The sequence below is a fragment of the Janthinobacterium sp. 1_2014MBL_MicDiv genome, assembly GCF_001865675.1.
Taxonomy (GTDB): Bacteria; Pseudomonadota; Gammaproteobacteria; order Burkholderiales; family Burkholderiaceae_D; genus Janthinobacterium.
Genome location: NZ_CP011319.1, coordinates 1,988,439 through 2,014,239, shown reverse-complemented (window position 1 = coordinate 2,014,239; position 25,801 = coordinate 1,988,439). Strand labels below are relative to the sequence as shown.

Annotated in this window: 30 protein-coding genes and 2 tRNA genes; 8 read left to right on the top strand and 24 right to left on the bottom strand. The window is 61.9% G+C overall.

Going from position 1 to position 25,801, the window contains the following annotated elements; genetic code table 11:
* Nucleotides 1-61 precede the first annotated feature (61 nt).
* The 12 genes from YQ44_RS08995 to YQ44_RS08945 all read right to left on the bottom strand — a co-directional run bounded on the left by YQ44_RS08995 (nt 62) and on the right by YQ44_RS08945 (nt 10,825).
* Nucleotides 62-1,477 (bottom strand): sensor histidine kinase, encoded by a 1,416-nt coding sequence (locus tag YQ44_RS08995; protein ID WP_071323082.1) that lies wholly within the window; start codon nt 1,475-1,477, stop codon nt 62-64.
* Nucleotides 1,478-1,628: 151 nt separating this feature from the next.
* Nucleotides 1,629-2,261, bottom strand: a complete 633-nt coding sequence (locus tag YQ44_RS08990; RefSeq protein ID WP_034783185.1) for a response regulator — start codon at nt 2,259-2,261, stop codon at nt 1,629-1,631.
* Nucleotides 2,262-2,477: 216 nt separating this feature from the next.
* A complete protein-coding gene (locus YQ44_RS08985; protein WP_071323081.1) occupies nt 2,478-2,882 on the bottom strand; it encodes a MerR family transcriptional regulator in 405 nt (134 codons plus the stop codon).
* A gap of 10 nt (nt 2,883-2,892) precedes the next feature.
* The gene (locus YQ44_RS08980) at nt 2,893-3,240 is read right to left on the bottom strand and encodes an integration host factor subunit alpha (protein ID WP_010399205.1); all 348 of its coding nucleotides are present in this window, start codon (nt 3,238-3,240) and stop codon (nt 2,893-2,895) included.
* A gap of 171 nt (nt 3,241-3,411) precedes the next feature.
* Complete coding sequence (gene pheT / locus YQ44_RS08975) at nt 3,412-5,838, bottom strand: phenylalanine--tRNA ligase subunit beta (protein WP_071323080.1); 2,427 nt, start codon at nt 5,836-5,838, stop codon at nt 3,412-3,414.
* Nucleotides 5,839-5,919: 81 nt separating this feature from the next.
* A complete protein-coding gene (pheS, locus tag YQ44_RS08970) occupies nt 5,920-6,936 on the bottom strand; it encodes a phenylalanine--tRNA ligase subunit alpha (RefSeq protein ID WP_071323079.1) in 1,017 nt (338 codons plus the stop codon).
* 147 nt (nt 6,937-7,083) lie between these two features.
* Nucleotides 7,084-7,443: a 50S ribosomal protein L20 gene (gene rplT, locus YQ44_RS08965; RefSeq protein WP_010399214.1), complete on the bottom strand. Its 360-nt coding sequence runs from the start codon at nt 7,441-7,443 to the stop codon at nt 7,084-7,086.
* Nucleotides 7,444-7,469: 26 nt separating this feature from the next.
* Nucleotides 7,470-7,667 (bottom strand): 50S ribosomal protein L35, encoded by a 198-nt coding sequence (gene rpmI / locus YQ44_RS28160; protein ID WP_038493025.1) that lies wholly within the window; start codon nt 7,665-7,667, stop codon nt 7,470-7,472.
* A gap of 227 nt (nt 7,668-7,894) precedes the next feature.
* Entirely contained in the window at nt 7,895-8,365 is a 471-nt protein-coding gene (gene infC, locus YQ44_RS08960; protein ID WP_034751918.1) for a translation initiation factor IF-3, read from the bottom strand.
* A gap of 102 nt (nt 8,366-8,467) precedes the next feature.
* Nucleotides 8,468-10,375 carry a threonine--tRNA ligase gene (gene thrS / locus YQ44_RS08955; RefSeq protein ID WP_071326353.1) on the bottom strand — a complete coding sequence of 636 codons (1,908 nt, stop codon included), beginning with the start codon at nt 10,373-10,375 and terminating at the stop codon, nt 8,468-8,470.
* Nucleotides 10,376-10,590: 215 nt separating this feature from the next.
* A tRNA-Val gene (locus YQ44_RS08950) sits at nt 10,591-10,667 on the bottom strand.
* An 81-nt stretch (nt 10,668-10,748) separates the two neighbouring features.
* Nucleotides 10,749-10,825 (bottom strand) — tRNA-Val (locus YQ44_RS08945).
* Between the two features lie 160 nt (nt 10,826-10,985).
* Between YQ44_RS08945 and YQ44_RS08940 the strand changes: the two genes are divergently transcribed.
* Complete coding sequence (locus tag YQ44_RS08940; RefSeq protein ID WP_071323078.1) at nt 10,986-11,450, top strand: hypothetical protein; 465 nt, start codon at nt 10,986-10,988, stop codon at nt 11,448-11,450.
* Nucleotides 11,451-11,464: 14 nt separating this feature from the next.
* On the opposite strand, the gene YQ44_RS08935 is transcribed toward YQ44_RS08940, so the two are convergent.
* Nucleotides 11,465-12,577: an acyltransferase family protein gene (locus YQ44_RS08935; protein ID WP_071326352.1), complete on the bottom strand. Its 1,113-nt coding sequence runs from the start codon at nt 12,575-12,577 to the stop codon at nt 11,465-11,467.
* Between the two features lie 139 nt (nt 12,578-12,716).
* On the opposite strand from YQ44_RS08935, the gene YQ44_RS08930 reads away from it, so the two are divergent.
* Nucleotides 12,717-13,679: a succinylglutamate desuccinylase/aspartoacylase domain-containing protein gene (locus YQ44_RS08930; RefSeq protein ID WP_083411719.1), complete on the top strand. Its 963-nt coding sequence runs from the start codon at nt 12,717-12,719 to the stop codon at nt 13,677-13,679.
* A 156-nt stretch (nt 13,680-13,835) separates the two neighbouring features.
* Here the strand turns inward: YQ44_RS08930 and YQ44_RS08925 are convergent, their stop codons facing one another.
* Entirely contained in the window at nt 13,836-14,165 is a 330-nt protein-coding gene (locus tag YQ44_RS08925) for an SMR family transporter (protein ID WP_071323076.1), read from the bottom strand.
* A 110-nt stretch (nt 14,166-14,275) separates the two neighbouring features.
* Nucleotides 14,276-14,596, bottom strand: a complete 321-nt coding sequence (gene sugE, locus YQ44_RS08920; RefSeq protein ID WP_071323075.1) for a quaternary ammonium compound efflux SMR transporter SugE — start codon at nt 14,594-14,596, stop codon at nt 14,276-14,278.
* Nucleotides 14,597-14,807: 211 nt separating this feature from the next.
* Here sugE and YQ44_RS08915 point away from each other — a divergent pair, with 211 nt between their 5' ends.
* From YQ44_RS08915 to YQ44_RS08895, 5 genes are all read left to right on the top strand, one after another.
* Entirely contained in the window at nt 14,808-15,167 is a 360-nt protein-coding gene (locus tag YQ44_RS08915) for a DUF1304 domain-containing protein (protein ID WP_071323074.1), read from the top strand.
* Between the two features lie 158 nt (nt 15,168-15,325).
* Nucleotides 15,326-15,907, top strand: a complete 582-nt coding sequence (locus YQ44_RS08910) for a hypothetical protein (RefSeq protein WP_156894743.1) — start codon at nt 15,326-15,328, stop codon at nt 15,905-15,907.
* Between the two features lie 95 nt (nt 15,908-16,002).
* Nucleotides 16,003-17,175, top strand: coding sequence for a helix-turn-helix transcriptional regulator (locus tag YQ44_RS08905; protein ID WP_071323072.1), 1,173 nt, complete (start codon nt 16,003-16,005; stop codon nt 17,173-17,175).
* 122 nt (nt 17,176-17,297) lie between these two features.
* A complete protein-coding gene (locus YQ44_RS08900) occupies nt 17,298-17,594 on the top strand; it encodes an ArsR/SmtB family transcription factor (RefSeq protein ID WP_269466320.1) in 297 nt (98 codons plus the stop codon).
* Nucleotides 17,595-17,659: 65 nt separating this feature from the next.
* The gene (locus YQ44_RS08895; protein WP_071323070.1) at nt 17,660-18,715 is read left to right on the top strand and encodes an alkene reductase; all 1,056 of its coding nucleotides are present in this window, start codon (nt 17,660-17,662) and stop codon (nt 18,713-18,715) included.
* Between the two features lie 256 nt (nt 18,716-18,971).
* Here the strand turns inward: YQ44_RS08895 and YQ44_RS08890 are convergent, their stop codons facing one another.
* On the bottom strand, nt 18,972-19,193 hold the full coding sequence (locus YQ44_RS08890) for a hypothetical protein (RefSeq protein ID WP_071323069.1): 222 nt from the start codon (nt 19,191-19,193) through the stop codon (nt 18,972-18,974).
* Between the two features lie 257 nt (nt 19,194-19,450).
* On the opposite strand from YQ44_RS08890, the gene YQ44_RS08885 reads away from it, so the two are divergent.
* On the top strand, nt 19,451-20,062 hold the full coding sequence (locus YQ44_RS08885; RefSeq protein ID WP_071323068.1) for a 1-acyl-sn-glycerol-3-phosphate acyltransferase: 612 nt from the start codon (nt 19,451-19,453) through the stop codon (nt 20,060-20,062).
* Here the strand turns inward: YQ44_RS08885 and YQ44_RS08880 are convergent.
* The 8 genes from YQ44_RS08880 to YQ44_RS08845 form a co-directional block, all read right to left on the bottom strand.
* Entirely contained in the window at nt 20,059-20,619 is a 561-nt protein-coding gene (locus YQ44_RS08880; protein ID WP_232251197.1) for a HupE/UreJ family protein, read from the bottom strand. The two genes, YQ44_RS08885 and YQ44_RS08880, sit on opposite strands and share 4 nt — an antisense overlap.
* On the bottom strand, nt 20,616-21,254 hold the full coding sequence (gene ureG, locus YQ44_RS08875; protein ID WP_071323066.1) for an urease accessory protein UreG: 639 nt from the start codon (nt 21,252-21,254) through the stop codon (nt 20,616-20,618). The genes YQ44_RS08880 and ureG overlap by 4 nt, the downstream gene beginning before the upstream one ends.
* 21 nt (nt 21,255-21,275) lie before the next feature.
* Complete coding sequence (locus tag YQ44_RS08870) at nt 21,276-21,956, bottom strand: urease accessory protein UreF (protein WP_071323065.1); 681 nt, start codon at nt 21,954-21,956, stop codon at nt 21,276-21,278.
* Nucleotides 21,956-22,480, bottom strand: coding sequence for an urease accessory protein UreE (ureE, locus tag YQ44_RS08865; protein WP_071323064.1), 525 nt, complete (start codon nt 22,478-22,480; stop codon nt 21,956-21,958). Before ureE ends, YQ44_RS08870 begins: the two co-directional genes overlap by 1 nt.
* A gap of 12 nt (nt 22,481-22,492) precedes the next feature.
* A complete protein-coding gene (gene ureC / locus YQ44_RS08860; protein WP_071323063.1) occupies nt 22,493-24,193 on the bottom strand; it encodes an urease subunit alpha in 1,701 nt (566 codons plus the stop codon).
* Between the two features lies 1 nt (nt 24,194).
* Nucleotides 24,195-24,524 carry an urease subunit beta gene (locus YQ44_RS08855; RefSeq protein ID WP_071323062.1) on the bottom strand — a complete coding sequence of 110 codons (330 nt, stop codon included), beginning with the start codon at nt 24,522-24,524 and terminating at the stop codon, nt 24,195-24,197.
* A gap of 90 nt (nt 24,525-24,614) precedes the next feature.
* Nucleotides 24,615-24,917: an urease subunit gamma gene (locus YQ44_RS08850; protein WP_071323061.1), complete on the bottom strand. Its 303-nt coding sequence runs from the start codon at nt 24,915-24,917 to the stop codon at nt 24,615-24,617.
* A 16-nt stretch (nt 24,918-24,933) separates the two neighbouring features.
* Nucleotides 24,934-25,800: an urease accessory protein UreD gene (locus tag YQ44_RS08845; protein ID WP_071323060.1), complete on the bottom strand. Its 867-nt coding sequence runs from the start codon at nt 25,798-25,800 to the stop codon at nt 24,934-24,936.
* Between the last annotated feature and the right edge of the window lies 1 nt (nt 25,801).

Genomic DNA, 25,801 nt, shown 5'->3' with positions numbered 1-25,801 from the left:
CAAGACAGGCAAAAAAATGGCCGGGCAAATTGCCCGGCCATTTTTTTTGCACCAAGAAACTTCAGGCCTCGGCATCCGCGTCGATGTCTTCCGGCTCCGGCGTCAGCGGCAGCGGGATCACGGCTTCCACGCATGTGCCCTTGCCTTCCGGGCCCTGGCGCACGGTCAGGGTGCCGCCCAGCAGCAAGGCCCGTTCGCGCATGCCCAGCAAGCCGTGCGACATGGGTTTTTGCAGCGCATCTTCCGTGATGCCGATGCCGTCGTCGATGACGCGCAGCACCAGGCCGTGCTCATTGCGCTTCAGGGTCACGCTGACCATGCCGGCGCGCGCGTACTTCAGGATATTCGTCAGCGATTCCTGCACGATGCGGAACAGCGCGATGGTCAGCGTCGCTTCGCGGTTATCGATATTGATGGCCACGTCCGTGTCGCAGCGCACCGAGCTCATGCGCGCAAAATCCTCGCAATAGCTTTCGATGGCGGCGCACAGGCCCAGGTTGTCGAGCAGGCTGGGACGCAAGTCTTCGACGATGCGGCGCTTGAGCTCCACCGTTTCCAGCAGGGTCGCCTTGGCGCGGCGCAATTGGGCGGCCAGTTCCGGCTGCGCGTGCGCCAGCTGCTGCGTGACGGCGCCCAGGTCCATGCTGATCGACGTCAGGTTGGCGCCCAGCTCATCGTGCAACTCGCGCGCCAGGCGCGCCTTTTCCACTTCATTGACGCTGATCAAATGACGCGACAGCACGGATAACTGTTCGGTACGCTTGCTGACCGTCGATTCCAAGGTGTCGTTGGCGTTTTGCAGCGCATACTCGACGGCGGCGCGGTTCTGGAAGCTGCGCCGCACCAGCTGGTAAAACATGATCAGCACGAGGATGGCCAGCGCATTGATGCCGATGCCCAGCAGGACGGCTTTCTGGTACTCGTGGTAAAAGGCGGCGCTGCCGGACGACAGCGCTTCATTCTGTTCGCGCGTCATGATCACCACCTGCAGGCGGATCTCGTCCATGGTGGCGCGGTCATCGGTTACGCGCGAAATATTGACGATCTCGGCCAGCCCGCCCTGCTTGTAGACGTCGATCGACTGTTGCAACATCGACATTTTGCGCCGGATCAAGCTTTTCAGCTGGGCCAGGTTCTTCAGCTGCGTGGGACTGCCGGCCAGCAAGGTCTGCAGCTCGTTGAATTCGTTTTCGATTTCCGTGGACGCCGTCTTCGACGGACCCAGGTAGGTTTCCGAGCCGGAAATGAAATAGCCGCGCAAGCTGCTTTCCGCATCGAGCACGAGCACGTTCAGATACTGCAGGCGGTCGGCCACGCGGGCGCTCTGGCTGAGCAAGGCATTCGTGCCCTTCAGCGACTGCAGGTTATGAAAGAGACTGAAACCATTGAGTACAAGCAGCAAGGCGCAAGTCACGCACAGGATCGTCTTGTACAGGGGCAGGCGGTGATTCGGGGCCGGTTCAGCGGTGAAATACATCCTGGTGTGCATCCTTAGCAAGGTTCGGCGCGGGAGAGAGCGCCGGCGCCGGCCAATTATAGTCCTCGCCACAAACTGCTGCACTGCACAACATCAAGTCGTGCCTGGCTAGCTGGCTGAGCGATCATATTTCCATGATCGCACCGCAGCGCTAGTCAAGCAAATTGTTTTTCATTGCGTAATAGGTCAAGTCGCTGTTGGATTGCAAGCCCATTTTTTCCATGATGCGCGTACGGTAAGTACTCACGGTCTTGATGCTCAGCGACAAGGCCACGCCGATGTCGGACACGGTGGCGCCGCGCGCCAGGCGCAGGAAGACCTGGAACTCGCGGTCCGACAATTCCGTATGCAGGGCGGCATTCGTGTCGCGGTCGAAGGACTGCGCCAGCAGTTCGCCCACGGTGGAACTGACGTAGCGGCGGCCCTGGAACACGGTGCGCACGGCCGTCATCAGCTCGTCGGCTTCGCATTCCTTGTTCAGATAGCCGTTCGCCCCCATCTTGAACAGGTTCAGCGCGTACTGCTGCGCAGGATAGCCGCTGAGGATCAGTACGGGCAATTCCGGCTGGCCCTGGCGGATCGTGCGCAAGGTATCGATGCCGCTCTGATCTGGCATGGCTATGTCGAGCAGCAACACATCGCAAATTTCGCGGCGGGCGATATCGAGCGCTTCGCGCCCCGTACCGGCTTCCGCCACCACACTGAAATCGCTCGACGACGAAAAAATCTGTTTGAATCCAGCTCGTACTATTTGGTGATCATCACAAATGGCAACGCGTATCATTGTTTCCCCTTAAATTTTCCTGGTCTGGGAAAGACTACCGGAACCTGAACGCTGCTCCGGTTCAGCGTTACTAACAAAAACGCAACATTAACATTATATTCAAAATGCGGCGCACCGTACGATACCGGCCGTGCGCGAAAACAATGCGCCGAGGCGTGGCGCCAATTCAGTATAGTCAGTCGGTATCGGACAACCCGACCTATATTGGTACAAATCTTATTTTAGCAAGTTTAAAATCGCAATTAATTCATTGCGTATCCATACGCGATCGAGCGGCGCTTCCTGCGGCAGCAAGGGGCCGTCCGGCAGCAGCGGCAGATCGTCGATAACGGCATGCGCCGCGCCACGGCTGTCGAGCTTGTTACGCGCACCGCTGATGGTAAAGCCCTGCTCGTACAGCAGTTCGCGGATGCGCCGTATCAACAGCACTTCATGGTGCTGGTAATAGCGGCGGTTGCCGCGCCGCTTCACGGGCTTGAGCTGGGAAAACTCTTGCTCCCAGTAACGCAGCACATGGGGCTTGACGCCGCACAGCTCGCTCACCTCGCCGATCGTGAAGTAGCGCTTGGCCGGGATGGGCGGCAAGGCGATCAACTCGGTTTTACTGATGCGCTCGTTCATCGCCACTCACTCAGGCAGCACGGGCCAGCGGACTGGTCTCTTCGACCATGCTCTTCAGCTTCTGGCTCGCATGAAAGGTCACGACACGGCGTGCCGTGATGGGAATCTCTTCGCCCGTCTTCGGGTTGCGGCCCGGCCGTTGCGGCTTGTCGCGCAACTGGAAATTGCCGAAACCGGACAGCTTGACGGCTTCACCGCGCTCGAGCGCATTGCGGATCTCGTCGAAGAAGGTCTCGACCATGTCCTTCGCTTCGCGCTTGTTCAGGCCCACCTGTTCGAACAACAGTTCGGCCAGTTCCGCCTTGGTCAAGGTGGGTAAATCTTTTTCCGCTTCCTGGCGCACTTTGGCAACCAGCATGGCCCGATGCAGATCGGCGGCCAGTGCGGACTGCAGTACGGCGGAATCAACGTCGCTATTATTAATTTTCCTGCCCTGCCTTTTCTGTGCGCCCGAGCCCGCCACATGGCGGACGCGTTAACGGTTGACGGCGGGCCGGCCGTCACGCAAAAGCGACGGCCGGCCCGGCAATTACGAACGCAGTTTCGCGTCGTGGCCCTGCTTGGCGGCCTCGATCAGGACAGCCATCAGGCCATCGACGACATCGTCTTGCAGGGTGTTTTGAGTATCTTGCAAGCTAATCCGGAAAGCAAGGCTTTTTTCATCCGCTTCCAGACCTTTTCCACGATATTCATCAAATAAAACAATGGCTTGCACGATACGTGCTGCCGGGCTTGCCTTGGCGGCGGCCTGGAAGCTGTCGAGCAGATCCTGCGCGCCCACCGATTGCTTGACGACCACGGCCAGATCGCGGCTGGCGCCAGGGAATTTCGAGATTTCCTGGTACACGGGCACGACGCGCTGCGTCAGCGCATCCGCATCGACTTCGAACAGCACGGGCGCCAGCGGCAAGTCGTACTTTTGCATCCAGCGCGGGTGCAATTCGCCGATGAAACCGATGACCTTGCCATCGAGTTCCACATTGGCCGAACGGCCCGGATGCAGGGCTGGATGCTCGGCCTTGGTGAAACGCAAGACCAGCGGCGCGAACAGCGCTTCCAGGTCCGCCTTCACGTCGAAGAAGTCGACGGTGCGCGATGGCTGGCCCCACTGCTCGTCGGCCACGGCGCCATACGCCATGGCGGCCACGCGCTTCGGCTGCGCATAGCCGGCCACCGACAGGGGACCGTTTTCCACGCTGTCGTCGCGCTGGTAGATGGCGCCCACTTCGAAGATGCGCACGCGGTTCGTCTTGCGGTTCAGGTTATAGCGCACATTGGCGATCAGGCTGCCGATCAGCGAGGAGCGCATCACGCTCATCTGGCTGGCGATCGGGTTCTGCAATTTGATCGGGTTCGTGTTGCCCGAGAAATCGCGCTCCCATGCCGTATCGACAAAGCTCATATTAACCACTTCCTGGAAGCCCAGGTCGGCCAGCTCATGACGCACCGCAAACAGGGAGCGGGTATTTTCTGGTGCAATCTGCATCACGTTCGCGGCCACGGGCGGCAGGGTCGGGATGTTTTCGAAACCGTACACGCGCGCCACTTCCTCGATCAGGTCTTCCTCGATCTCGATGTCGAAACGGTAGCTGGGCGAGGTCACGGAAAACACGCCGTCGGCCAGGGTGAATGGCAGGGCCAGGCGCGTGAAGATATCGGCGATCAGCTCATCGTTGAGCGGCACGCCGATGACTTTTTGCGCGCGCGCCGTACGCATCGACACGGGTTGGCGCTGCGGCAGGTTCACCACGTGGTCGTCGACGGGGCCGACGGTGGTGGCCGGCGTGCCGCAGATTTCCACGATCAGCGCCGTGATGCGTTCGATGTGCTCGACGGTGGTGGCGAAATCGACGCCGCGCTCGAAGCGGTGCGCCGCATCGGTCGAGAAATTCAAACGGCGTGTGCGGCCTTGAATCGCGTTCGGCCACCAGAATGCCGCTTCCAGGTAGATGCTGTCCGTCTCGTCCGACACGGAGCTGGCGTCGCCGCCCATGATGCCGGCCAGCGATTCTATTTCCTGGTCATCCGCAATGACGCCGATCCACTCGTCGACGGCGACCGTATTGCCGTTCAGCAGCTTGACGGATTCGCCAGCCTTGCCCCAACGTACGTCGAGGCTGCCGTGGATCTTCGCCAGGTCAAACACGTGGCTGGGACGACCCAGTTCCAGCATGACATAGTTGGAAATGTCGACCAGGGCCGACAGCGGACGCTGTCCGCTGCGCTCGAGGCGCTGCTTCATCCAGTCCGGCGTGGCCGCCTTGGCATTCAGGCCGCGGATGACGCGGCCCGTGAAACGGCCGCACAGGTCCGGCGCGCTGACTTTCACCGGCAGGATTTCATCGCTGCTGACGGGTACGGTGCGGAATTGCGGCGCGTTCAGGACCACGCCCGTGAGGGCCGACACTTCGCGCGCCACGCCCAGCACGGACAGGCAGTCCGCCTTGTTCGGCGTCAACTTGATGGTGAATTTCAAGTCATTGAGCGCAAAGTAATCGCGGAAGTTCTGGCCGATCGGCGCGTCATCCGGCAATTCCATCAGGCCGGCGTTTTCTTCCGACAATTTCAATTCGCGCGCGGAGCACAGCATGCCTTGCGACTCGACGCCGCGCAGCTGGCCCACCTTGATTTCAAACGGCTTGCCATCGGCGCCAGGCGGCAGCACGGCGCCAGCCATCGCGCACACGACTTTCAAGCCAGGACGCACGTTCGGCGCGCCGCAAACGATGTTGAGCATGGTGCCGGTGCCGACATCGACCTGGCACACATTCAGGCGGTCCGCGTTCGGATGTTTCTCCATCTCCAGGACCAGGCCCACCACCACGTTCGAGAACGGGGGCGCGACCGGATCGACGTCCTCGACTTCGAGACCGGACATGGTCAGCAGATGGGCCAGTTCGTCCGAAGTCATCTTCGGATCGACCATGGTACGGAGCCAGTTTTCGGAAAATTGCATAATCAAGCTTTCAAATGTTCAATACGCGAGCATGCAAGGGCACGCTCCAGCGCATCGAGTGACATGGAATAATGAAACGCCTTAGTTAAACTGCTTGAGGAAGCGCAAATCGCCCTCGTAAAACAGACGCAGGTCGTTGATGCCGTAGCGCAGCATCGTCAAGCGTTCCAGACCGGAGCCGAAAGCAAAACCGATGAATTTCTCGGGATCGAGGCCGAAGTTCCTCACCACGGTCGGGTGCACCTGGCCGGCGCCCGACACTTCCAGCCAGCGGCCTTTCAGCGGGCCCGAGCCAAAGGCGATATCGATCTCGGCCGACGGTTCCGTAAACGGGAAGTACGACGGACGGAAGCGCACCTGCAGGTCGTCCGTCTCGAAAAAGGCCTTGACGAAGTTCAGGTACACACCCTTCAGGTCGGCAAAGCTGATGTCTTCGGCGATCCACAGGCCTTCGACCTGGTGGAACATCGGCGAATGGGTGGCGTCGCTGTCGACGCGGTAGGTGCGGCCCGGCGCGATGACCTTGATCGGCGGCGTATGCGTGCGCGCATAGCGCACCTGCATCGGGCTCGTGTGCGTGCGCAGCAGCAGCGGCTTGCCGTCAGTGTCGTTGCCGTCGATGTAGAACGTGTCTTGCATGGAACGGGCTGGATGATTTTCCGGGCTGTTCAGCGCCGTGAAGTTGGTCCAGTCGTTCTCGATTTCGGGGCCGTCGGCCACGTCGAAACCGATCGAGCGGAAGATTTCCTCGACGCGCTCCCACGTGCGCATCACGGGATGGATGCCGCCGGGCATGCGACCACGGCCTGGCAGGGTCACGTCGATCGCTTCGGCGTTCAGACGGCCTTGCATCTGGGCATCGGCCAGCGCGTCACGGCGCGCCGTCAGCGCGTCTTCGATCTGCACTTTGACGGCATTGATCAGGGCGCCTTGCGCCTTGCGCGCGTCCGGGTCCAGCTTGCCCAGGCCCTTCATCATTTCAGTAATCTGGCCAGTCTTGCCCAGGTAGCGGGCTTTGGCGTTTTCAAGTGCGGCAGCGTCTGCGGCGGCGATAAAGTCAGCCTGGGCCGAGACGACGAGTTCTTCTAGGGAGTTCATGCGGCATTTCCTGTTTTGGACATCAATTCTGGACTCAGCGATCTAAAGCCCAACAATCAAAAACGGAAACGGGGCATAAGGTGTTAAAACCCCTGCCCCGCTCTTTATTACGTCACCCTACGGATGACGTTGTGCAATGACCGATGCTTACGCAGCGATTTTTGCTTTAACTGCGTTGACAATCGCAGCGAATGCTGGCTTGTCCATCACAGCCATATCGGCCAGGACTTTACGGTCCAGTTCGATATTTGCTTTTTTCAAGCCGTTCATGAATACGCTGTACGTTACGCCATGCTCACGGGAAGCGGCGTTGATACGGGCGATCCACAGGCGGCGGAAAACGCGTTTCTTGTTGCGGCGATCGCGGTAAGCGTATTGGCCAGCGCGCATAACTGCTTGCTTGGCAACACGGTATACACGGCTGCGGCGACCACGGTAGCCTTTAGCTTGAACAAGAATCTTCTTATGACGGGCACGAGCTGTAACCCCACGTTTTACTCTAGGCATAGTAACTCCTTAAATTGAGTGTGAGATTAAGCAGTCGGCATCATGCGCATGACGGATGTGACATCCGATGCGTTGATGTTACGGGTACCGCGCAACTGACGTTTGTTTTTGGTGGTTTTCTTGGTCAGGATGTGGCGTTTGAACGCGTGACCCGACTTGACTGTTCCACCTGGACGCACGCGAAAACGTTTTTTCGCGGAGCTTTTGGTCTTCATTTTAGGCATAGCAATCTGTCCTCTTACGGACAGCTCCATTTATAACAGGATTGCAGGTGGCAGCACGACGCTGCGCTTAGATGCCTGCTTTCACATGTTGTGCAGCGGATGCGAGTCCGCTACAGTTCACGCGGCCCGGACATGACTGGCCGGGCCGCGCAAATTCTGCCTGGAATCTGGTGTCGCGCCTATGCTGGCACAAACCACGTCGATCCACAGTAAAACGCTATTGTAGCTTACTTCTTCTTCTTAGGCGAAAGAACCATGATCATTTGGCGGCCTTCCATCTTCGGGAACTGCTCGACCTGGCCGTACGGCTCCAGATCCGCTTTCAGACGTTCCAGCATGCGGAAGCCAATATCCTGATGCGCCATCTCACGGCCGCGGAAACGCAGCGTGATTTTGGTTTTATCGCCATCCTCGAGGAACTTGATGAGATTACGCAACTTGATATTGTAGTCACCATCATCAGTCCCCGGACGGAATTTGACTTCCTTCACGAGGATGATCTTTTGCTTCAATTTGGCTTCGTGAGCTTTCTTTTGCTCCGAATACTTAAATTTGCCGTAGTCCATCAAACGGCAGACCGGTGGCTGCGCGGTAGGCGCAATTTCCACCAGGTCGACGTTTGCCTCTTCCGCCAGGCGGAAGGCTTCAGCCAAACTTACGATACCGAGTGGCTCGTTATCGACCCCGCTTAAACGCATTTCAGGGGCAGTGATTTCGCCATTGATGCGATGTGACTTGTCAGTAGCTATTGTAATTTCCTTTAAAAATCTTGTAAGACGGTCGTGCAGCGAGTTTCCTCGTCAGGCCTTGGTGTCGACTTCATGTTTGAGTCGCTCTATCAGGGCATCGACGGACATGACGCCCAGATCGACATTGCCCCGCGCCCGCACGGCCACTGTATTGGCATCCCGCTCTTTGTCGCCAATTACTAAGATGTAAGGCAATTTTTGTACGGAATGTTCACGTATTTTATAGGTAATCTTCTCGTTACGCAAATCAGCCTGTACGCGCAGCCCCGCTTTGCGCAGTTTTGTTGTTACTTCTTGTACATAATCAGCTTGAGCGTCGGAAATATTCAACACCGACACTTGTACCGGCGACAACCACAACGGCATCGCGCCCGCATAGTGTTCGATCAGGATGCCGATGAAACGTTCCAGCGAACCGACGATCGCGCGGTGCAGCATGATCGGCACCTGGCGCGTGTTGTCCACGGCCACGTATTCGGCACCGAGGCGGCCCGGCATCGACGGGTCGATCTGCACGGTACCCACCTGCCATGCGCGGCCCAGGCTATCCTTCAGATGGTATTCGATCTTCGGACCGTAGAACGCGCCCTCGCCTGGCAACTCCGTCCATTCCACGCCGCAGGCGCGCAGGGCCGAACGCAAGGATTCCTCGGCGAAATCCCACGACTCTTCCGTGCCGATGCGGTTATCGGGACGCAAGGCCAGTTTCACGTCGATATTCGTGAAGCCGAACGCCGTGTACACATCCATCGCCTGCTGGTGGAAAGCCGTCACTTCGCCGGCAATCTGCTCTTCCAGGCAGAAGATGTGGCCATCATCCTGCGTAAAGCCGCGCACGCGCATCATGCCGTGCAAGGCACCCGACGGCTCATTGCGGTGGCATTGGCCGAATTCGCCGTAGCGCAAAGGCAGGTCGCGGTAGCTGCGCATGCCGTTGTTGAAAATCTGGATATGGCCAGGGCAATTCATCGGCTTCAGCGCGTAGGCGCGGTTTTCCGATTCCGTGATAAACATGTTTTCACGGTAGTTATCCCAGTGGCCGGTCTTTTCCCACAGGCCGCGGTCGAGGATTTGCGGCGCCTTGACTTCCTGATAGCCGTTAACCTGGTAGACATTGCGCATGTATTGCTCAACCTGTTGCCAGATCGACCAGCCTTTCGGGTGCCAGAAGATCAGGCCCGGCGCTTCCTCCTGGAAATGGAAGAAATCGAGCTGCTTGCCCAGCTTGCGGTGGTCGCGCTTTTCCGCCTCTTCCAGGTTGTGCAAATACAGTTCCTGGTCTTCCTTCTTGGCCCAGGCCGTGCCATAGATACGCTGCAGCATCTCGTTTTTCGAGTCGCCGCGCCAGTAGGCGCCGGCCAGCTTCATCAGCTTGAACACTTTCAGCTTGCCCGTCGATGGCACGTGGGGGCCGCGGCACAAGTCCGTGAACTTGCCTTCGGAATACAGCGACACTTCCTGGTCGGCCGGAATCGAGCCGATCAGTTCAGCCTTGTACGCTTCGCCGATGCCCTTGAAGTAGTCGATGGCTTCGTCACGCGCCACGACCTTGCGCGTGACCTGCTCGTCCTTCTTGGCCAGTTCGGCCATTTTCTTTTCGATCGCCACCAGATCTTCCGGCGTAAACGGGCGCTTGTAGGCGAAATCGTAATAGAAACCGTTGTCGATCACGGGACCGATGGTCACTTGCGCGTCCGGGAACAATTCCTTGACGGCATATGCCAGCAAATGGGCCGTCGAGTGGCGGATCACTTCCAGGCCATCGGCATCCTTGTCCGTGACGATCGCCAGCTCCGCGTCCTGCTCGATCAGATAGGAAGTGTCGACCAGCTTGCCGTCGACCTTGCCGGCCAGGGCAGCCTTGGCCAGGCCGGTACCAATATTGGCCGCAACCTGGGCCACGGTGACCGGACCGTCGAATTGACGGGCGGAACCATCGGGAAGTCGGATTGTAAGCATATTGATCTCCATATCGGCGCTGGCGCCAGGTAAAACTGCAATGAATGGTGTGGACTGAAAAACTGAAAGGAAAACGCAGACGCAAAAAAACGCGGACTAGCCGCGTTTTTCACTTTCTTGAGACAAAGGAAACCCGTTCGACTAGCGTCACTCCCAAAGCTTGGTAGTAGTTCGCGGTGTCATAACCGGTTTTACCTTTCTCTCTAACTGCATTCTGGTGGGCGGTGAGGAATTCGAATCCCCGACCCCTTGGATGTCGACCAAGTATTCTAACCAGCTGAACTAACCGCCCGTAAAACTTTTGTTGATCATTTTATTTCAAATGACCGCTTGCGGCTTGCGCCAGCTTAAAAAACCATCTACTGCCAAATTCTGGTGGGCGGTGAGGAATTCGAATCCCCGACCCCTTGGATGTCGACCAAGTATTCTAACCAGCTGAACTAACCGCCCCGAAGACCAGCATTATAGAGAGGCTTTCCCAGAATGACAAGGGCTGTTTTACAGGAAACTTTAATCTGTTTTTCATTCGCCTCCCGGGCGTCAGCCCCCTTTATATAGGCAAGCAAAAGCATACGGCCCGGCGCGCATGGAATGCCGCTAAAATCGCGGCATGAACTCCACCCTATTAGCCTGGCTGAAAACCCTGAGCCGCATCTGCGGTTTCGAAACGGCCGACTCCTTCCCGCCCGGCCACCCGTATGCGCGCACGCGCTGGAATGCCGCGTACTTCGATATCGCTTCCGACGTGAAGCCCGACGACATGGAACGGCGCCTGTGCGCGGCCATCGCCAACACGCCGAGCGTGTTCGCCTACATCACGAATCCCACGCCGCGCATGCAGCGCGCGCTGCTGGGCGTGATCCACGAGCGGCTGCGGCGCCAGCCCGGCGCGGGCGCCACGGACCTGGTCCTGCTGTTGATCCAGGCCTACGCCAGCGCGCACATCACGGAAGCCGTGCCCGGCTTGCGCAAGCTGATCCAGGACACGCAGCACGAGGAAACGAATCTGCGCGTGCACGCCATCCTGGAATTGCTGGTCGGCACGCCACGGGGACTCGACGTGATCGACATGTAGCGAGCGATTTGCAGTCAGGCGTGATTGGCGGGAACATAGCGCGCCCGCAAGCGCATGAACGGCGTTTCCACCAATAGATACAGGAGCCAGCCCGAGGCGATGCTGAAAGCAATCATCGCCAGCATGGCCGGCACGCTGTCCGGCCCGTAGCCCATATCCTGCAACAGGGGCCGCAGCAGGATGCACAGCTGCTTGTGCAGCAAATAAATCGCATACGACCACAAGGCCAGGCTGGCCGCGCCCGGCACGCGCACTTTGTACAGCACGCTGCCCGGGCTCAAGGCGGCGATCAGCAGCAAGGTGAAACTGGCCGCCAGGGCCGGATAGCCGAACACCGTCACCCAATAGCCATAGTGATCGGTGAGAAACACATAAAACATCAGCGCCGTAGCGGCCATCCCTGCCAGCAGAGTGCGGTTGCCATAGGAAATGAGGCGCGACCAGGCGGCAGGATGGTGGTTCTTCAGCAGCGCCAGCGCCACGCCCGCCACCAGCTCGTCGAAACGGCACCACGAGGCATAGTAGATATACTTGTAATAACCGAGGCCGCCGCGCGGCACTTGCACATACTCATCCCATAAATACGCGCGCACCAGCATGCCGGCAATCAAACTGGCGGCCACGGCCAGCCACGCCCACAGCAAGGACCGGCGGCAGGCGGCGACAGCCAGGGCCACGGCCGGCAGCAAGACATAGAACTGCTCTTCCACGCACAAGGACCACGCATGCGAAAACGCCGTGCCCGGCGTCAGGTTGATGTTTTGCGTAAAGGTGAGGAATTTCCACAGCGGCAGCAGCGCGCTGTCGCCGCGGAACGCGGGCCACAAATAATACAGCGCCAGCACGGCATAGAAGCTGGGCAAGGTGCGCAGGAAGCGCCGCGCATAAAAGTGCGGCAAGGAAAAACCATGCGCGCTGCGCAGGGCGGCAAAGATCTGGTTACCGATCAGAAAGCCGCTGAGGGCAAAGAACAGGTCCACGCCCGTCCAGCCGATTTCTCCCCAGAAACCAAACGCGCCGCCATCGCTGACGAACAGCAAATAATGGTTCATGAAGACCAGCACGATGGCCAGCGCGCGCAAGGTGTCGAGGCCGGCCAGGCGGGAGGAATGCAGGGAAGTCGACATGAATATCAGCAAGGGAAAACAACGGTGGCGCCGATCATGCCACGCCGCACGCTGCCATGGCCAACTTTTTACAGGCGGCCACGGCGAATCCCGCTAAAATATGCCGACCCCGCTTCCCCTTCCCGCAACAGCATAGGATATGTCCAGCATGAGCAGCGCACTCCACTTCAAGTCCATCAACTACACGGGCCAGGGCAGCGGCCCGCGCCTGATCGTCACGGGCGCCGTGCACGGCAATGAAACCTGCGGCACCAAAGGCATCGAACGCGTGATGGCTGAACTCGACAGCGGCGCCCTCTCCATCGTGGCCGGCAGCGTCACCTTCGTGCCCATCACCAACCCGCTCGCCTACGCCAAGGGCGTGCGCAGCGGCGACCGCAACCTGAACCGCAATCTGTTCCCGAACGACAATCCACAGGATTTCGAAGACCGCATCGCCAATTGGCTGTGCCCCTTGCTGGGCCAGCACGACGTGCTGCTGGACTTGCACTCGTTCAATGCCGACAGCCAGCCTTTCGTGATGGTGGGTCCGCGCAACAACGATGGCCCGCTGCAACCGTTCCAGCACGAGGAAAAAGAACGCGCGCTGGCGCGTCGCCTGGGCGTGCGCCGCTTCGTCGATGGCTGGCTGCAAACCTATGGCTCGGGCGTGCAACGCCGCATGGGCAGCAGCGACCAGGTGGGCATGGTCTTGCGCTATGGCGTGGGCACCACCGAATACATGCGCTCGACGGGCGGCTACGCCTTGACCCTGGAATGCGGCCAGCACGCGGACCCGGCCGCGCCGGACGTCGCTTACCGCGCCATCAAGAATACGCTGGCCTTCCTCGGCTTCATTGATGCACCACAACCGGAAGCCATCGCCGACGCCGACATGGAAGCGCTGAACATGGTCGTCGTGCACGACAAGCTGCACGCGGACGACCGCTTCATCAAGATCTGGTCCAGCTTTGACAAGGTGAAACAGGGCGACCAGATCGGCGTGCGCGCCGACGGCACGCCGGTGACGGCCGAATTCGACGCCTACATCCTGTTCCCCGACGTCAATGCGGCAGCGAATGCCGAGTGGTATTACCTGGCGCGCGTGGCCAGCAGTTTTTGAATGCTGTACGGCACCCGACAAAGCCGTAGCGAGCGGCAGTGAGGCTCGGCGCGCCCGCTGGCCCGAGAAGCGGAACTGTGCGCATGCACGGGGACGCCGAGTCAGTGAGCATCGGAGGCCGCAAATCGCGACGCGCAGCAGCCGATGCCTGGCGCGCTAATGCCCGACCGACTTGGAAAACAGATTAATCACCAGCACGCCGGCAATGATCAGCCCCAGGCCGATCAACGCCGGCGTGTCCAGGCTTTGCTTGAACCAGAACCAGCCGACGGCGGAAATGAGCACGATGCCCACGCCCGACCAAATCGCGTACACGATGCCGGTAGGAATGACCTTCAAGGTCAGCGACAGGCACCAGAAGGCGATGGCATAGCCGACCACGGTGATGATGCTGGGCACGAGTCGGCTGAAACCCTCGGATGCCTTCAACGCGCTGGTGGCGATGACTTCGGCGATGATGGCGATGGCCAGGTAGAAATAGGTCATGGCTAGGCTCATGCGATAGTCCTTTCAAAGATGGCAGATACAACAACGCCCTGCCCGCTCGCCGCCTGTTCGTTCAGGGCGGCGCAACGGCGCAGGGCGCGTCAAAAAACTTACTGCGGGCTCAGCAGCTTCAAGCCGAGGATGCCCGAGACGATCAGCGCGATACAGGCGATGCGCGCGGCGCTGGCCGGCTCGCCCAGCACCATGATGCCGAAAATGGCCGTGCCGACGGTGCCGATGCCCGTCCAGATCGCATACGCCGTACCCAGCGGCAAGGTGCGTAGCGCCAGGCCCAGCATCACCACGCTGCCCACCATGGAGATGGCCGTCAGCACGGATGGCACGAGGCGGGTAAAGCCGGCGCTGTATTTGAGGCCGATGGCCCAGCCGATTTCCAGCAAGCCCGCCAGGACCAAGATTATCCACGCCATACTACCCTCCTGAGGCGGCAGGGTCGTCCCCGCCATGAGCCCCGTCATCGAGCGGGGTCGTCCCCACAGGAGCAAAAGGAAAAGTATACCATCGGGCGGAAACTCTTGCCGGAAGCACACTATCGCTAGTGCCTGCGCTCTAATCGAAAATAGCGAAAAACCATGGCATCGGCAGGATAATGGCAGCACCCACCCACTATCAGGAGCAACGATGCTACTACTGGCCCAGGCCCTCACCGCCATCATTCTGCTGCTGCACGTGTATATCGTGCTGCTCGAAACCGTGCTGTTCGATACACGCGGGCGCAAGGTATTTGGTCTCAGCAAGGAAAAAGCGGAGATCGTGCGCCCCGCCATGTCCAACCAGGGCTGCTACAACGGCTTCCTCGTGGCCGCCCTGGCGCTGGGCTTCTTTTACCCGGATGACGCCATCGCCCATGCCTTCACCGTCTTCGGCCTCGCCTGCATCGCCGTGGCGGGACTATGGGGCGCGGCCACCGTCATGACGCGCATCCTCTACCTGCAGACGGTGCCTGCCGTCATCGCCCTGCTGCTGTTCCACTTCGCCTGATTCCTGCCGGGACGGCCATCCGCGCCGTCCCCCGCCCGCCACGGGCATACCCCAAATGGGTGATGTTTCCTGAAAACATGCTCGATACAATTCCTTGTAGCAATAAAAAAGATACCACCAGACACGATGGTGGCAAGTCACAGTCCACAGGGGAAATCATGAAAACACATCCATCCATGCTTGCCGTCGCCTTGGCAAGCTGCACACTGCTGTCCGCCTGCGGTGGCGGCGGCAGCGCAGACAGCGGCTCGGGCAGCGGTTCCAGCAACGCCGGCAGCAGTGGCGGCACGTCGGCAAGCTGCCAGTACAGCAACCTGATCAGCGACTCGGAACGCAGCCAGGCCAGCGCCTGCGGCATTCAAGTGTCGGGCAACTATGCCCAGGCCGACTCCGGCTACGATAGCGTGATTGCCGCCTGCAAACAGGGACAAAAAACCACGGCCGACAATTACTACAACAGCACCTACAAGAAGATGGTCGACTACGCGCGCTCCGTGAGCAAGGAACTCGGTTGCGGACAAAACAATGGCCCGACCTTGCCCAACAACAGCACGGCAAGCAACTACAATTTCTGTGTCAAAAGCACGTCGGTCAATGGTAAGCTCAGCTATGAAGGCGCTTGCTACGGCCCCGTCAAATCCGGCGAAGGGGGCTGCGGCAGCGGTTACAGCTATGTCAGCCAGTACGCTAGTCTCAGCAGCTGCACCTCCGGCGGCAAAAGCTGGCTGGAAGCGCGCTGAACACGATGGCAGGACGGGGATGGCCATTGCGGCCGCCTCCGCGCAGCCCCCGTTTCCCGTGCATTACCCATCGCTTGCCGCCATGAGGATCGTCAATGACGCCATCGCTCCCCGCCGCCAGCCAGGCGCTGATCACCCTGATTTACGAGGCGGCCATGCGGCATGGCGCCTGGCCGGCATTCCTCGCCGCCTTTGCGCAGCAACTGCAATCGCATGCGGGCTTGATCTGGGCCAATGATTTCAGCAACCGCTCGGTCGACGTGCAGTTGCCGGGCAGCGGCCTGTCCGCCACCTACGGCTTCGAGTCGCAAGCCATGGCCAGCTTTGCCAGCTATTACGGCGCGCGCAATGTCTGGCTGGAAGACGCCAGCCTGCACCGGGAAGGGGCCGTCGTCACCGGCTCCATGCTGTTTCCCGATCACTGCCTGAAAAAGACGGAATACTGGACGGACTGGCTGCGCCCGCAAGACATTTTCTACACGGCGGCGGCCGTCGTCGAGCTGCGCGCCGAGCGCTCGACGAATGTCACCGTCGTGCGCGCCGAAAGGGCGGGCGCGTATGACGCCGACGAGCTGGCGCTGATCGCCAGCCTGATGCCGCACCTGCAAACGGCCTTCGCCCTGCAGCGCAAGCTGCGCCGCCTGGAAATGCTGTCCCAGAGTTCCACGCAGGTGCTGGAACTGCTGCCGTTCGGCGTGCTGCTGCTCGATGCCTCGTCGCTGCTGCTGTACGCCAACGAACGGGCACTGGCCATGACGGCCGCGACGCGTTTGCTGCAATTGCGCGAAGGCGCCCCCCTGTATTGCCCGCGCGAAGCGGATAACGGTTCGCTGCGGCGCCTGCTGCACGACGCCGCGCAAACGGGCAGCGCCGCCGCCGGTGGCCCCGGTGGCGTGCTGAACCTGAGCGGCCTGGCCGGCGAGCGGCTGCGCCTGCGCATCACGCCCCTGCCCTCCTGGCACAGCCCGTTTGGCTCGGCCAGCGCGATTGCCGTCTTCCTCAGCGATACCAATGACTTGATCACGTCCCTCGCGGCCACCCTGCGCAATTTCTATGGCATGACCATGGCCGAGGCACGCCTGACGGAAGCGCTGGTCAACGGCTATTCCTTGCAGGAATATGCCGAACGCCAGCAAATTTCCATCCACACGGCGCGCACGCAGATCAAGAGCGCCACCGCCAAGGCCGGCGCCCAGCGCCAGGTGGATCTGGTGCGCATCGTGCTCACCGGACCCGCCGTGCTGCAGCGCACTTCCCAGCCCGCCTGAAGCGGCAAAAACGCGCACCGCCAGCACGCTGTCCATTTATATCGTAATATTACGATATTGGAATTTGAAAAATACGATATATACATCGCTGAAAGGCGAATTAAACCACCAGGAGTATCAGCATGGACATCGACGCCATCCACAAGGCGCTGGCCAATCCCGTGCGGCGGCAGATCCTGCAATGGCTGAAGGAGCCCGAGCAGTATTTCGGCGAGCAGGAGCATCCGCTCGACTTCGGCATCTGTGCCGGACTGATCGACCGCCGCGTGGGCCTGTCGCAATCGACGGTCTCGGCACACCTGGCCACCTTGCAAAAGGCTGACCTGATTTCAGTCAGGAAAGTCGGCCAATGGAGTTTTTTCAGCCGCAATGAAGCAACCATCCAGGCCTTTCTCGACCATATGCATCAAGGTTTATAAGCAAGCAATACCCTACGCCACATCCACTCTGACGCCTGACCGGCAACCTCAAGGAAATAACAATCATGGCAACTTTATTCGACCCCATCACCATTGGCAGCCTGCAACTGAAAAACCGCATCATCATGGCGCCGCTCACGCGTTCGCGCGCCGGCAACCCGGGCCGCGTGCCCAACGCCCTCATGGCCGAGTACTACACGCAGCGCGCCACGGCCGGCATGATCATCTCGGAAGCGACGGCCGTCACGCCGCAGGGCGTCGGCTATGCGGATACGCCCGGCATCTGGTCCGATGAACAGGTGGAAGGCTGGAAACATATCACCAAAGCGGTGCATGACGCCGGCGGCCTGATCGTGCTGCAGCTGTGGCATGTGGGCCGCATTTCCGCCCCGATCTTCCTGGACGGCGACCTGCCCGTGGCGCCCAGCGCCGTCAAGCCGGCCGGCCACGTGAGCCTGGTGCGGCCGAAACAGGAATTCGTCACGCCGCGCGCGCTCGAAACGGACGAGATTCCCGGCATCGTGGCCGCCTACCGCCAGGGCGCCGTCAACGCGAAAAAAGCGGGCTTCGACGGCGTGGAAATCCATGGCGCCAACGGTTACCTGCTCGACCAGTTCCTGCAAGACAGCACCAACTTGCGCACCGACAACTATGGCGGCTCGATTGAAAACCGCGCCCGCCTGATGCTGGAAGTGACGGACGCCTGCATCGAGGTATGGGGCGCCGACAGGGTCGGCATGCATCTGGCGCCGCGCCGCGATGCGCACGACATGGGCGACTCCGACCCGCGCGCCACCTTCGGCTATGTGGCGCGCGAGCTGGGCAAGCGCGGCATCGCCTTCATCTGCGCGCGCGAAGCGCTCGGCGAAGACCGCCTGGGCCCTTACCTGAAACAGCAATTCGGCGGCGTCTACATTGCCAATGAGAAAATGGACAAGGCCGCCGCCGAAGCCCTGCTGGCGGCCGGCGAAGCCGATGCCGTCGCCTTTGGCCTGTGGTTCATCGCCAACCCGGACTTGCCGATCCGCTTGCACAGCGACGCGCCGCTCAATCCGCTGAACGCGGAAACCCTGTACGCCCCCGATGCTGCCGGCTACACGGATTATCCCGCACTGGCCTGAGTGCGTGGCCTGAATGGCCTGAGCGACTGGCCCGAGTGACTGGCCTGGATGGCCTGAGCACCTGGCCGGGCGGCCCGTCACCACTCGCGGCAGCGCAGGCGCCTCCTGACGGCGGTGCCTGCGCTCCCCTGATGGCGGGCACAACGATACCCACGCAATCATGCGTCACTATCGTAGCGCCCGCCGCCGTACGCCAGCGTCAATTCCGCTGTCTGTCGTTATTTCAACATTTCTTGCATGGCATGCGGCTAGCCGCTCAACGCCATCGGCGCCGCGCCGGCCTTGCCGGGCGGCGCGCCTGCACGCTGCTGAAGACGCGGTGTATCACGTCGACCGGCACCGCGTGTTCACGCAAATAGGCCGTCGCCACCGTCCTGCCCAAGGTGTGATGAAAGGCAACGCCGCGCTCGACCAGTTCGGCCATCGCCTTGTCCGATCTGACATTGTCCCCATTTACCATATCGATGTTGTTTTTCATGCCACGGCTCCATGTCGGGTGGATCAACACTGCATCACATTTTGACCACATCCCCCGCGGTTAGTGCCCGGCATTCGCCACAAACATGGCTAAAATGGCAGCACCAACAGCCCCGGCACCGCATGGATAGCGGCCTTCGCTGCTTGTCGCCACCGCCAGCCCCGTATAGAATGCCTGCGCAGATTTTTTGCTTCAAGCAACATCACCATCAGCGCCATCTTATAAGAACAGAGACACGCACATAGTAGAGGGTATCCATGAACGACTTATTTGTACAAGCGGGCGACTTGCCGACCTGGCACCAGCGCTGCGCGCTGCGCGTGCTGCACCTGTTCGGCTGGCGCATGCGCTTTCGCCCCCTGCCGGGTCCGCGCGGCATCGCCGTCGTCTACCCGCACACGTCGAACTGGGATTTCATGGTGGGCCTGTTCGGCAAATGGGCGCTGGCCCTGCCATTCCGCTGGCTGGCGAAGGATTCGCTGTTCCGCGGCCCGCTGGGCAAGGTGCTGCGCTACCTCGGCGGCGAGCCCGTCGACCGTAGCACCACCAGCGGCACCATCGGCCGCCAGGCCGAGCGCATGCTGGCCGCCGACTGGTACTGGCTGGCCATCACGCCGGAAGCGACGCGCAGCTACCGCCCGAACTGGAAGAGCGGCTTTTATCACTTGGCGCTGGCCGCCAAGGTGCCGCTGCTGCTGGTCTACATCGACTATCCGAACAAGGTGCTGGGCGTCGTCGACCACATCGACTTGACGGGCGACAAGGATGCCGACATGGCGGCCATCGCCGCCGTGTATGCAGGGCACCAGGGCTTGCACCCTGAAAACGCGGCGCCCATCGTGCTGTCGGAACGCCGCCCCGACGCCTAATTCATTCCCATCAGTACCACACCGGCGGCCGTCAGCGCCACGCCGGCCACGCGCAGCATGCGCTCGGCCATCACCTGGCCCATGAAGCGCCCGGCAAACAGCAAGGTGGCCGAGGCCAGCATGAAGCCGCAGGCGGCCGACGCGGCCGGCAATTCCTGCCCATGCGCATTGCCATGCGCCAGCGCAAACAGGCCCACGAGCCCCATGCCGAGCCAGTTCGGCATGGCCAGCGCCAGTGCGATGGCCAGCCCCACCAGCGCCACCGTGGCGGCAATGCCCGTTTCCAGCCCGGGCACGGTCAAGCCGACCATGCCGGCCAGCGCGCCCAGCAACATCATGCCGAGAAAGGTGCCCGGTTGCGCCAGGCCGCGCCGCTGCTGGCCGCCCCAGAGACCCACGCCCAGCATGGCCAGCAAATGGTCGATGCCCGTGAACGGATGGGCCAGGCCAGCCAGGAAGCCGGCGCTCTCGCCATGGCCGGGATGCGCCACGGCGGGCAGCGCCAGCAGGCACAGGGCGGCCACGGCGGCCGTTTTCGTCATCAGTCTTGCGCTCATTGCAGCTCCTTGCCTGGTTGGTCGAGCAAACCTTGCTCGCGGATAAAATCGATCACGACCTGCACGCCGTCGCCGCTGCGCAGGTTGGTGAAGACGAACGGGCGCTCGCCGCGCATGCGCCTGGCGTCCTGCGCCATCACGTCCAGGTTGGCGCCCACATATGGCGCCAGGTCCGTCTTGTTGATAATGAGCAAATCGGAACGCGTGATGCCGGGCCCGCCCTTGCGCGGGATTTTTTCGCCGCCGGCCACGTCGATCACGTAAATGGTCAGGTCCGACAATTCCGGACTGAAGGTGGCGGCCAGGTTATCGCCGCCCGATTCGACCAGGATCAAGTCGAGGTCGGGAAAATCTGCCTGCATGCGCGCGATCGCCTCCAGGTTGATCGACGCATCTTCGCGGATGGCCGTGTGCGGGCAGCCGCCCGTCTCCACGCCCATCAGGCGCTCGGCCGGCAAGGCATCGGCGCGCAGCAGGATTTCCATGTCTTCCTTGGTGTAGATGTCGTTCGTGATGACGGCCATGTCATAGCGCGCGCGCATGCCCTTGCACAGCATTTCGCACAGCGCCGTCTTGCCCGAGCCGACGGGGCCGCCTATGCCCACGCGCAGCGGATTCGAGGTAATCGATGTCATTTTTGCTCTCTCATTAATGGTTCAGGAACGGTACAGCCGGCTGTATTGCACTTCGTGCCGCATCGACAGCAGCGACAGGCCGGGCGCCCAGTTGCCCATCTCGTCGTCCTGCAAGGTTTGCGCCGTCAGGGCCGCCGCTTCCAGCTCCGGCCGTAGCGACAGCAGCAGGCGCTGGCCCGCCACCTGCCCTAGCGGCACGGATTTCACGCAGACGAGCACCTGGTTTTCCGCCCAGGCGAACAGCATGGCCAGCAGCGCCTCCTCGCGCGGAATGGCCAGCGCCGCCACGGCGCACGCATATGCGGTCGGCAGCGCCACTTCCGGCTGGCCCTGCAGCATGTCGATCAGCACGCCGTCGGCCACGCCCAGTTCGGCCAGGAGCTTGGTCAGCGAATAGCCCATCTGGATGGTTTCGGCGCGAAACTCCGCCGTGTCGCGCGAAGCGATGAAACGCTCGCTCCAGCGCTGCACGGCGCACAGATCCTGCTGCTCGAACGCCTGCATCAGCCGCCAGCACAATGGCGCCTCCCAGCGCGCCACCACCTGCGCCAGATGCCGGGCGATCCAGCCGCGCGCCGAGGCCGCGTCATGCACCAGGCCCGATTCCAGCGCCGCTTCCAGCCCCTGCGAATAGCTGTAGGCGCCGATCGGCAGGGCCGGGCTGGCAAATTGCAGCAGATGCAGCAGGGCCGAGGCCTGCATCAGGCGGCGCCAGGCGCATCGCCGGGACGGTGGATTTTCTGCCGCAGCGGCACGGGCGCCAGCAAGTGCTGGCCATGGCCATCGTGGTGGCCATGGCCGCCGCCATACGCGCCCGCCTCCGGCTCGAATGGCGCGCTTTCTTCCGTGACGGTCGCCTGCAAGCCTTCCAGCATCTCCTTCAGCACCACGTCCTTGCGGATGCGCAAGAAACCGTCGCCCACCTGCGCCTGCGTGTGGCGGTTCCCCAGGTGAAAGGCGCAGCGCAGCAAGGTGTGCGCGTCGGCGCACCGCACCAGGTAGGTCGGTTCGCGCGCGGCGACGATGCGCACCACCTGCCCGCCGGGTCCCGTCATGCGCTCGCCGTCGCGCAGCACCGTGCCGCGCACGGTGAACACGGCCACGTCGTCGCCGTTCGACAGCACGGCGCGCAGCCGGCATTTTTCGCGCTGGTCGTAGGGCAGCACCAGTTGCGCGCCGGGTTCGCGCGTATCATCCGGCCCCAGTTTGGTATGCAAAGTCAGCATGATGTCTCCCCCTTAAAATAGAAAATAGCGCTGCGCCATGGGCAGCACGGCGGCCGCTTCGCACACCAGCAGCTGGCCGTCGGCGCGCACGGCATAGGTTTCCGGGTCCACTTCCATGTGCGGCGTGGCGCTGTTGTGGACCATGTCGTGCTTGCGCAAGCCGCGCATGTTTTTCACGGCGATGACGGATTTATTGAGTTTGAGCTGGTGGCCGATATCGAGCTCGTAGGCCGCCTGCGAGACAAAGGTAAACGACTTTTTCAGGCCGCCGCCGAAGGCGCCGAACATCATCCGGTAGTGCACGGGCTGCGGCGTGGGAATCGAGGCGTTCGGGTCGCCCATCTGCGCGGCGGCGATCATGCCGCCCTTGAGTATCATCGACGGCTTGACGCCGAAGAAGGCCGGCTTCCACAGCACGATGTCGGCGATCTTGCCCGCCTCGATCGAGCCCACCACGTGCGAAATCCCATGCGTGATGGCCGGGTTGATCGTGTACTTGGCGATGTAGCGCTTGGCGCGGAAGTTGTCGCTGCGCGCCGTGTCGGGCGCCAGGGCGCCACGCTGCACCTTCATCTTGTGCGCCGTCTGCCAGGTACGCAGGATCACTTCGCCCACCCTGCCCATGGCTTGCGAATCGGACGACATCATCGAAATGGCGCCGATATCGTGCAGGATGTCTTCGGCGGCGATGGTTTCGCGGCGGATGCGCGACTCGGCAAACGCCACGTCTTCCGCAATGGCCGGATCCAGGTGGTGGCACACCATCAGCATGTCCAGGTGCTCGTCGAGCGTGTTGACGGTGAACGGGCGCGTGGGATTGGTCGACGAAGGCAGCACGTTGGCCTGGCCGACGGCGGCGATGATGTCGGGCGCATGGCCGCCGCCCGCCCCTTCCGTGTGGAAGGTGTGGATGGTGCGGTCCTTGAAGGCGGCCAGCGTGTGCTCGAGGAAGCCGCCTTCGTTCAACGTGTCGCTGTGCAGCGCCACCTGGATATCCATGCGCTCGGCCACCGACAGGCAGTTGTCGATGGCGGCCGGCGTGCTGCCCCAGTCCTCGTGCAGTTTGAGGCCGATGGCGCCCGCGCGCACCTGCTCTTCCAGGGGCAGCGGCAGGCTGACATTGCCCTTGCCCATGAAGCCCAGGTTCATCGGAAAGGCGTCGGCGGCCGCCAGCATGGCGTGCAGATGCCATGGCCCCGGCGTGCAGGTGGTGGCGGCCGTGCCGACGGCCGGTCCCGTGCCGCCACCGAGCATGGTGGTGACGCCGCTCATCAGCGCCTCCTCGATCTGCTGCGGGCAGATGAAGTGGATGTGCGTGTCGACGCCGCCGGCCGTGACGATCATGCCTTCGCCGGCGATGATCTCCGTGGCGCCGCCGATGGCCAGGGTGACGCCGGGCTGGATGTCCGGATTGCCCGCCTTGCCGATGCCGAAGATCAGGCCATTTTTCAGGCCGATGTCGGCTTTCACGATGCCCCAGTGGTCGAGGATGACGGCATTCGTGATGACGGTGTCCATCACCTCGGCCGCGCAGCGCTGCGACTGGCCCATGCCGTCGCGGATCACCTTGCCGCCACCGAACTTCACTTCTTCGCCGTAGATGGCGTAGTCATGCTCGATCTCGATGAACAGCTCCGTATCGGCCAGGCGGATGCGGTCGCCTGTGGTGGGGCCGAACATCTCGGCATACGCGCTGCGGGGAATGCTGGCCATCTCAATCCTTTCCCGGTGGGGTGTCCTGCAGTTCGCCCATCACTTCGCCATTGAAGCCGAAGACCTTGCGCTCGCCCGCCAGCGCCACCAGCTCCACCGTGCGCTGCTGGCCCGGCTCGAAGCGCACGGCGGTACCGGCCGTGATATTGAGGCGCATGCCATACGCGCGCCAGCGCTCGAACGACAGCGCCGGGTTGACTTCGAAAAAGTGAAAATGCGAGCCGACCTGGATCGGCCGGTCGCCCCGGTTGGCCACCACCACGGTGGCCGTGGCGCGGCCCGCATTCAGGCTGATTTCGCCCTCTTCCAATCTGTACTCGCCTGGGGTCATGTGGGACTCCTTCAAAGATCGCAACGCTTGCCGGCCGGTCGCCGGCGCAAAACAGCCATGGCGCGGATGGCGCCCTGGCCGGTCAGAAAACTACGGTATCGGGTGATGCACGGTCACCAGCTTGCTGCCGTCGGGGAAAGTCGCTTCCACCTGGATGTCGGGGATCATCTCGGCGATGCCGTCCATGACGTCGGCGCGCGCGAGTATCCTTGTGCCGTCCGACATCAGCTGCGCCACCGACTTGCCATCGCGCGCGCCCTCCATGATGGCGGCGCTGATCAGCGCCACCGCTTCCGGGTAATTGAGCTTCAGGCCGCGCGCCAGGCGCCGCTCGGCCAGCAATGCGGCCGTGAAGATCAGCAGCTTGTCCTTTTCGCGGGGAGTCAGGTCCATGTCTTTCCTTTCATCGTCAGGTATTCCAGCTGCGCGGAACAACAGCGTCGCGCCCCAGCAAGGCGGGCCGCAGCAGCTGCCAGGCGGCCAGCATGATGTGGCGCGCCGCCTCGCTGTCGTCGCACAGCAGGCGCACCACCACCAGCGATTTCATCTGCGTGGCGCCAAACGCGGCGCCGGCCGGCACCTTGATCTCGCGCAAGGCGGCCAGCACAGCGGGGACAAGCGGCGGGCCGACGCCGATCAGGGTGGCGCACACGCTGTGGCCGGCCAGGCCCAGCGGGCTGGCCATCAGCGCGCCGCCGGCGGCCAGCACGCCCTGCTCCCACCACAGCAGCTTGCCGCCGCGGCGTATCTGCACGTGCTGGGCGATGCTGCCGGTGTTGAACGTTTCGCCCGAGGCGCTGCGGCCCAGGCAGACGATGTCGCAGCCGATGTAGCTGGCGTCCGTCGCCAGCTCCACTTCATGGCGCAGGCGCACGCAAGCCTGGTCGAAGAAGATGCTTTCCTGCGGCAGCCACTCGATGGCCGCGCCGGCGCCGACGCGCAGCGCGACGTGCTGGCCCGAGACGTGGCCGTTGGCGCGGTACCATTTGGCGGCGCCCGGCGACGTCAGGAAGGCATGCGCGCCGTCGCCCACCGTGGCGTTCACGGCCAGCTGGTCGCCGCCCACGACGCCGCCGGGCGGATGGATGATGATGGCGTGGCAGACGCCTTCGCCTTCCGGATACAGCGGCTTTTGCACGCGTAGGGGGCCGCTGTGGGTGCGCTCGACGAGGCGGCTGACGCCGGCGTCCAGCGCAAAGCCCAGGCGCAAACGTGCCTGCCAGGCGCTGTGCGCGCTGGCCTCATGGGGCGTGGCTGGAGAGGTGCTGTCTGGCATG

Bases quoted from the DNA above. Each gene is read 5' to 3' on its own strand.
- YQ44_RS08900 (WP_269466320.1), top strand. From the start codon at position 17,298: ATGGACATCGACGCCATCCACAAGGCGCTGGCCAATCCCGTGCGGCGG.
- YQ44_RS08855 (WP_071323062.1), bottom strand. From the start codon at position 24,524: ATGACCCCAGGCGAGTACAGATTGGAAGAGGGCGAAATCAGCCTGAAT.
- YQ44_RS08880 (WP_232251197.1), bottom strand. From the start codon at position 20,619: ATGAGCGCAAGACTGATGACGAAAACGGCCGCCGTGGCCGCCCTGTGC.
- pheT (WP_071323080.1), bottom strand. From the start codon at position 5,838: ATGCAATTTTCCGAAAACTGGCTCCGTACCATGGTCGATCCGAAGATG.
- YQ44_RS08995 (WP_071323082.1), bottom strand. From the start codon at position 1,477: ATGTATTTCACCGCTGAACCGGCCCCGAATCACCGCCTGCCCCTGTAC.
- thrS (WP_071326353.1), bottom strand. From the start codon at position 10,375: ATGCTTACAATCCGACTTCCCGATGGTTCCGCCCGTCAATTCGACGGT.
- YQ44_RS08935 (WP_071326352.1), bottom strand. From the start codon at position 12,577: ATGTCGACTTCCCTGCATTCCTCCCGCCTGGCCGGCCTCGACACCTTG.
- YQ44_RS08930 (WP_083411719.1), top strand. From the start codon at position 12,717: ATGTCCAGCATGAGCAGCGCACTCCACTTCAAGTCCATCAACTACACG.
- YQ44_RS08940 (WP_071323078.1), top strand. From the start codon at position 10,986: ATGAACTCCACCCTATTAGCCTGGCTGAAAACCCTGAGCCGCATCTGC.
- YQ44_RS08915 (WP_071323074.1), top strand. From the start codon at position 14,808: ATGCTACTACTGGCCCAGGCCCTCACCGCCATCATTCTGCTGCTGCAC.
- YQ44_RS08925 (WP_071323076.1), bottom strand. From the start codon at position 14,165: ATGACCTATTTCTACCTGGCCATCGCCATCATCGCCGAAGTCATCGCC.
- YQ44_RS08885 (WP_071323068.1), top strand. From the start codon at position 19,451: ATGAACGACTTATTTGTACAAGCGGGCGACTTGCCGACCTGGCACCAG.
- YQ44_RS08905 (WP_071323072.1), top strand. From the start codon at position 16,003: ATGACGCCATCGCTCCCCGCCGCCAGCCAGGCGCTGATCACCCTGATT.
- ureC (WP_071323063.1), bottom strand. From the start codon at position 24,193: ATGGCCAGCATTCCCCGCAGCGCGTATGCCGAGATGTTCGGCCCCACC.
- YQ44_RS08910 (WP_156894743.1), top strand. From the start codon at position 15,326: ATGAAAACACATCCATCCATGCTTGCCGTCGCCTTGGCAAGCTGCACA.
- pheS (WP_071323079.1), bottom strand. From the start codon at position 6,936: ATGAACTCCCTAGAAGAACTCGTCGTCTCGGCCCAGGCTGACTTTATC.
- ureG (WP_071323066.1), bottom strand. From the start codon at position 21,254: ATGACATCGATTACCTCGAATCCGCTGCGCGTGGGCATAGGCGGCCCC.
- YQ44_RS08895 (WP_071323070.1), top strand. From the start codon at position 17,660: ATGGCAACTTTATTCGACCCCATCACCATTGGCAGCCTGCAACTGAAA.
- YQ44_RS08890 (WP_071323069.1), bottom strand. From the start codon at position 19,193: ATGAAAAACAACATCGATATGGTAAATGGGGACAATGTCAGATCGGAC.
- YQ44_RS08990 (WP_034783185.1), bottom strand. From the start codon at position 2,261: ATGATACGCGTTGCCATTTGTGATGATCACCAAATAGTACGAGCTGGA.
- sugE (WP_071323075.1), bottom strand. From the start codon at position 14,596: ATGGCGTGGATAATCTTGGTCCTGGCGGGCTTGCTGGAAATCGGCTGG.
- YQ44_RS08985 (WP_071323081.1), bottom strand. From the start codon at position 2,882: ATGAACGAGCGCATCAGTAAAACCGAGTTGATCGCCTTGCCGCCCATC.
- YQ44_RS08870 (WP_071323065.1), bottom strand. From the start codon at position 21,956: ATGCAGGCCTCGGCCCTGCTGCATCTGCTGCAATTTGCCAGCCCGGCC.
- YQ44_RS08850 (WP_071323061.1), bottom strand. From the start codon at position 24,917: ATGGACCTGACTCCCCGCGAAAAGGACAAGCTGCTGATCTTCACGGCC.
- infC (WP_034751918.1), bottom strand. From the start codon at position 8,365: ATGCGTTTAAGCGGGGTCGATAACGAGCCACTCGGTATCGTAAGTTTG.
- rpmI (WP_038493025.1), bottom strand. From the start codon at position 7,667: ATGCCTAAAATGAAGACCAAAAGCTCCGCGAAAAAACGTTTTCGCGTG.
- YQ44_RS08845 (WP_071323060.1), bottom strand. From the start codon at position 25,800: ATGCCAGACAGCACCTCTCCAGCCACGCCCCATGAGGCCAGCGCGCAC.
- YQ44_RS08980 (WP_010399205.1), bottom strand. From the start codon at position 3,240: ATGCTGGTTGCCAAAGTGCGCCAGGAAGCGGAAAAAGATTTACCCACC.
- ureE (WP_071323064.1), bottom strand. From the start codon at position 22,480: ATGCTGACTTTGCATACCAAACTGGGGCCGGATGATACGCGCGAACCC.
- rplT (WP_010399214.1), bottom strand. From the start codon at position 7,443: ATGCCTAGAGTAAAACGTGGGGTTACAGCTCGTGCCCGTCATAAGAAG.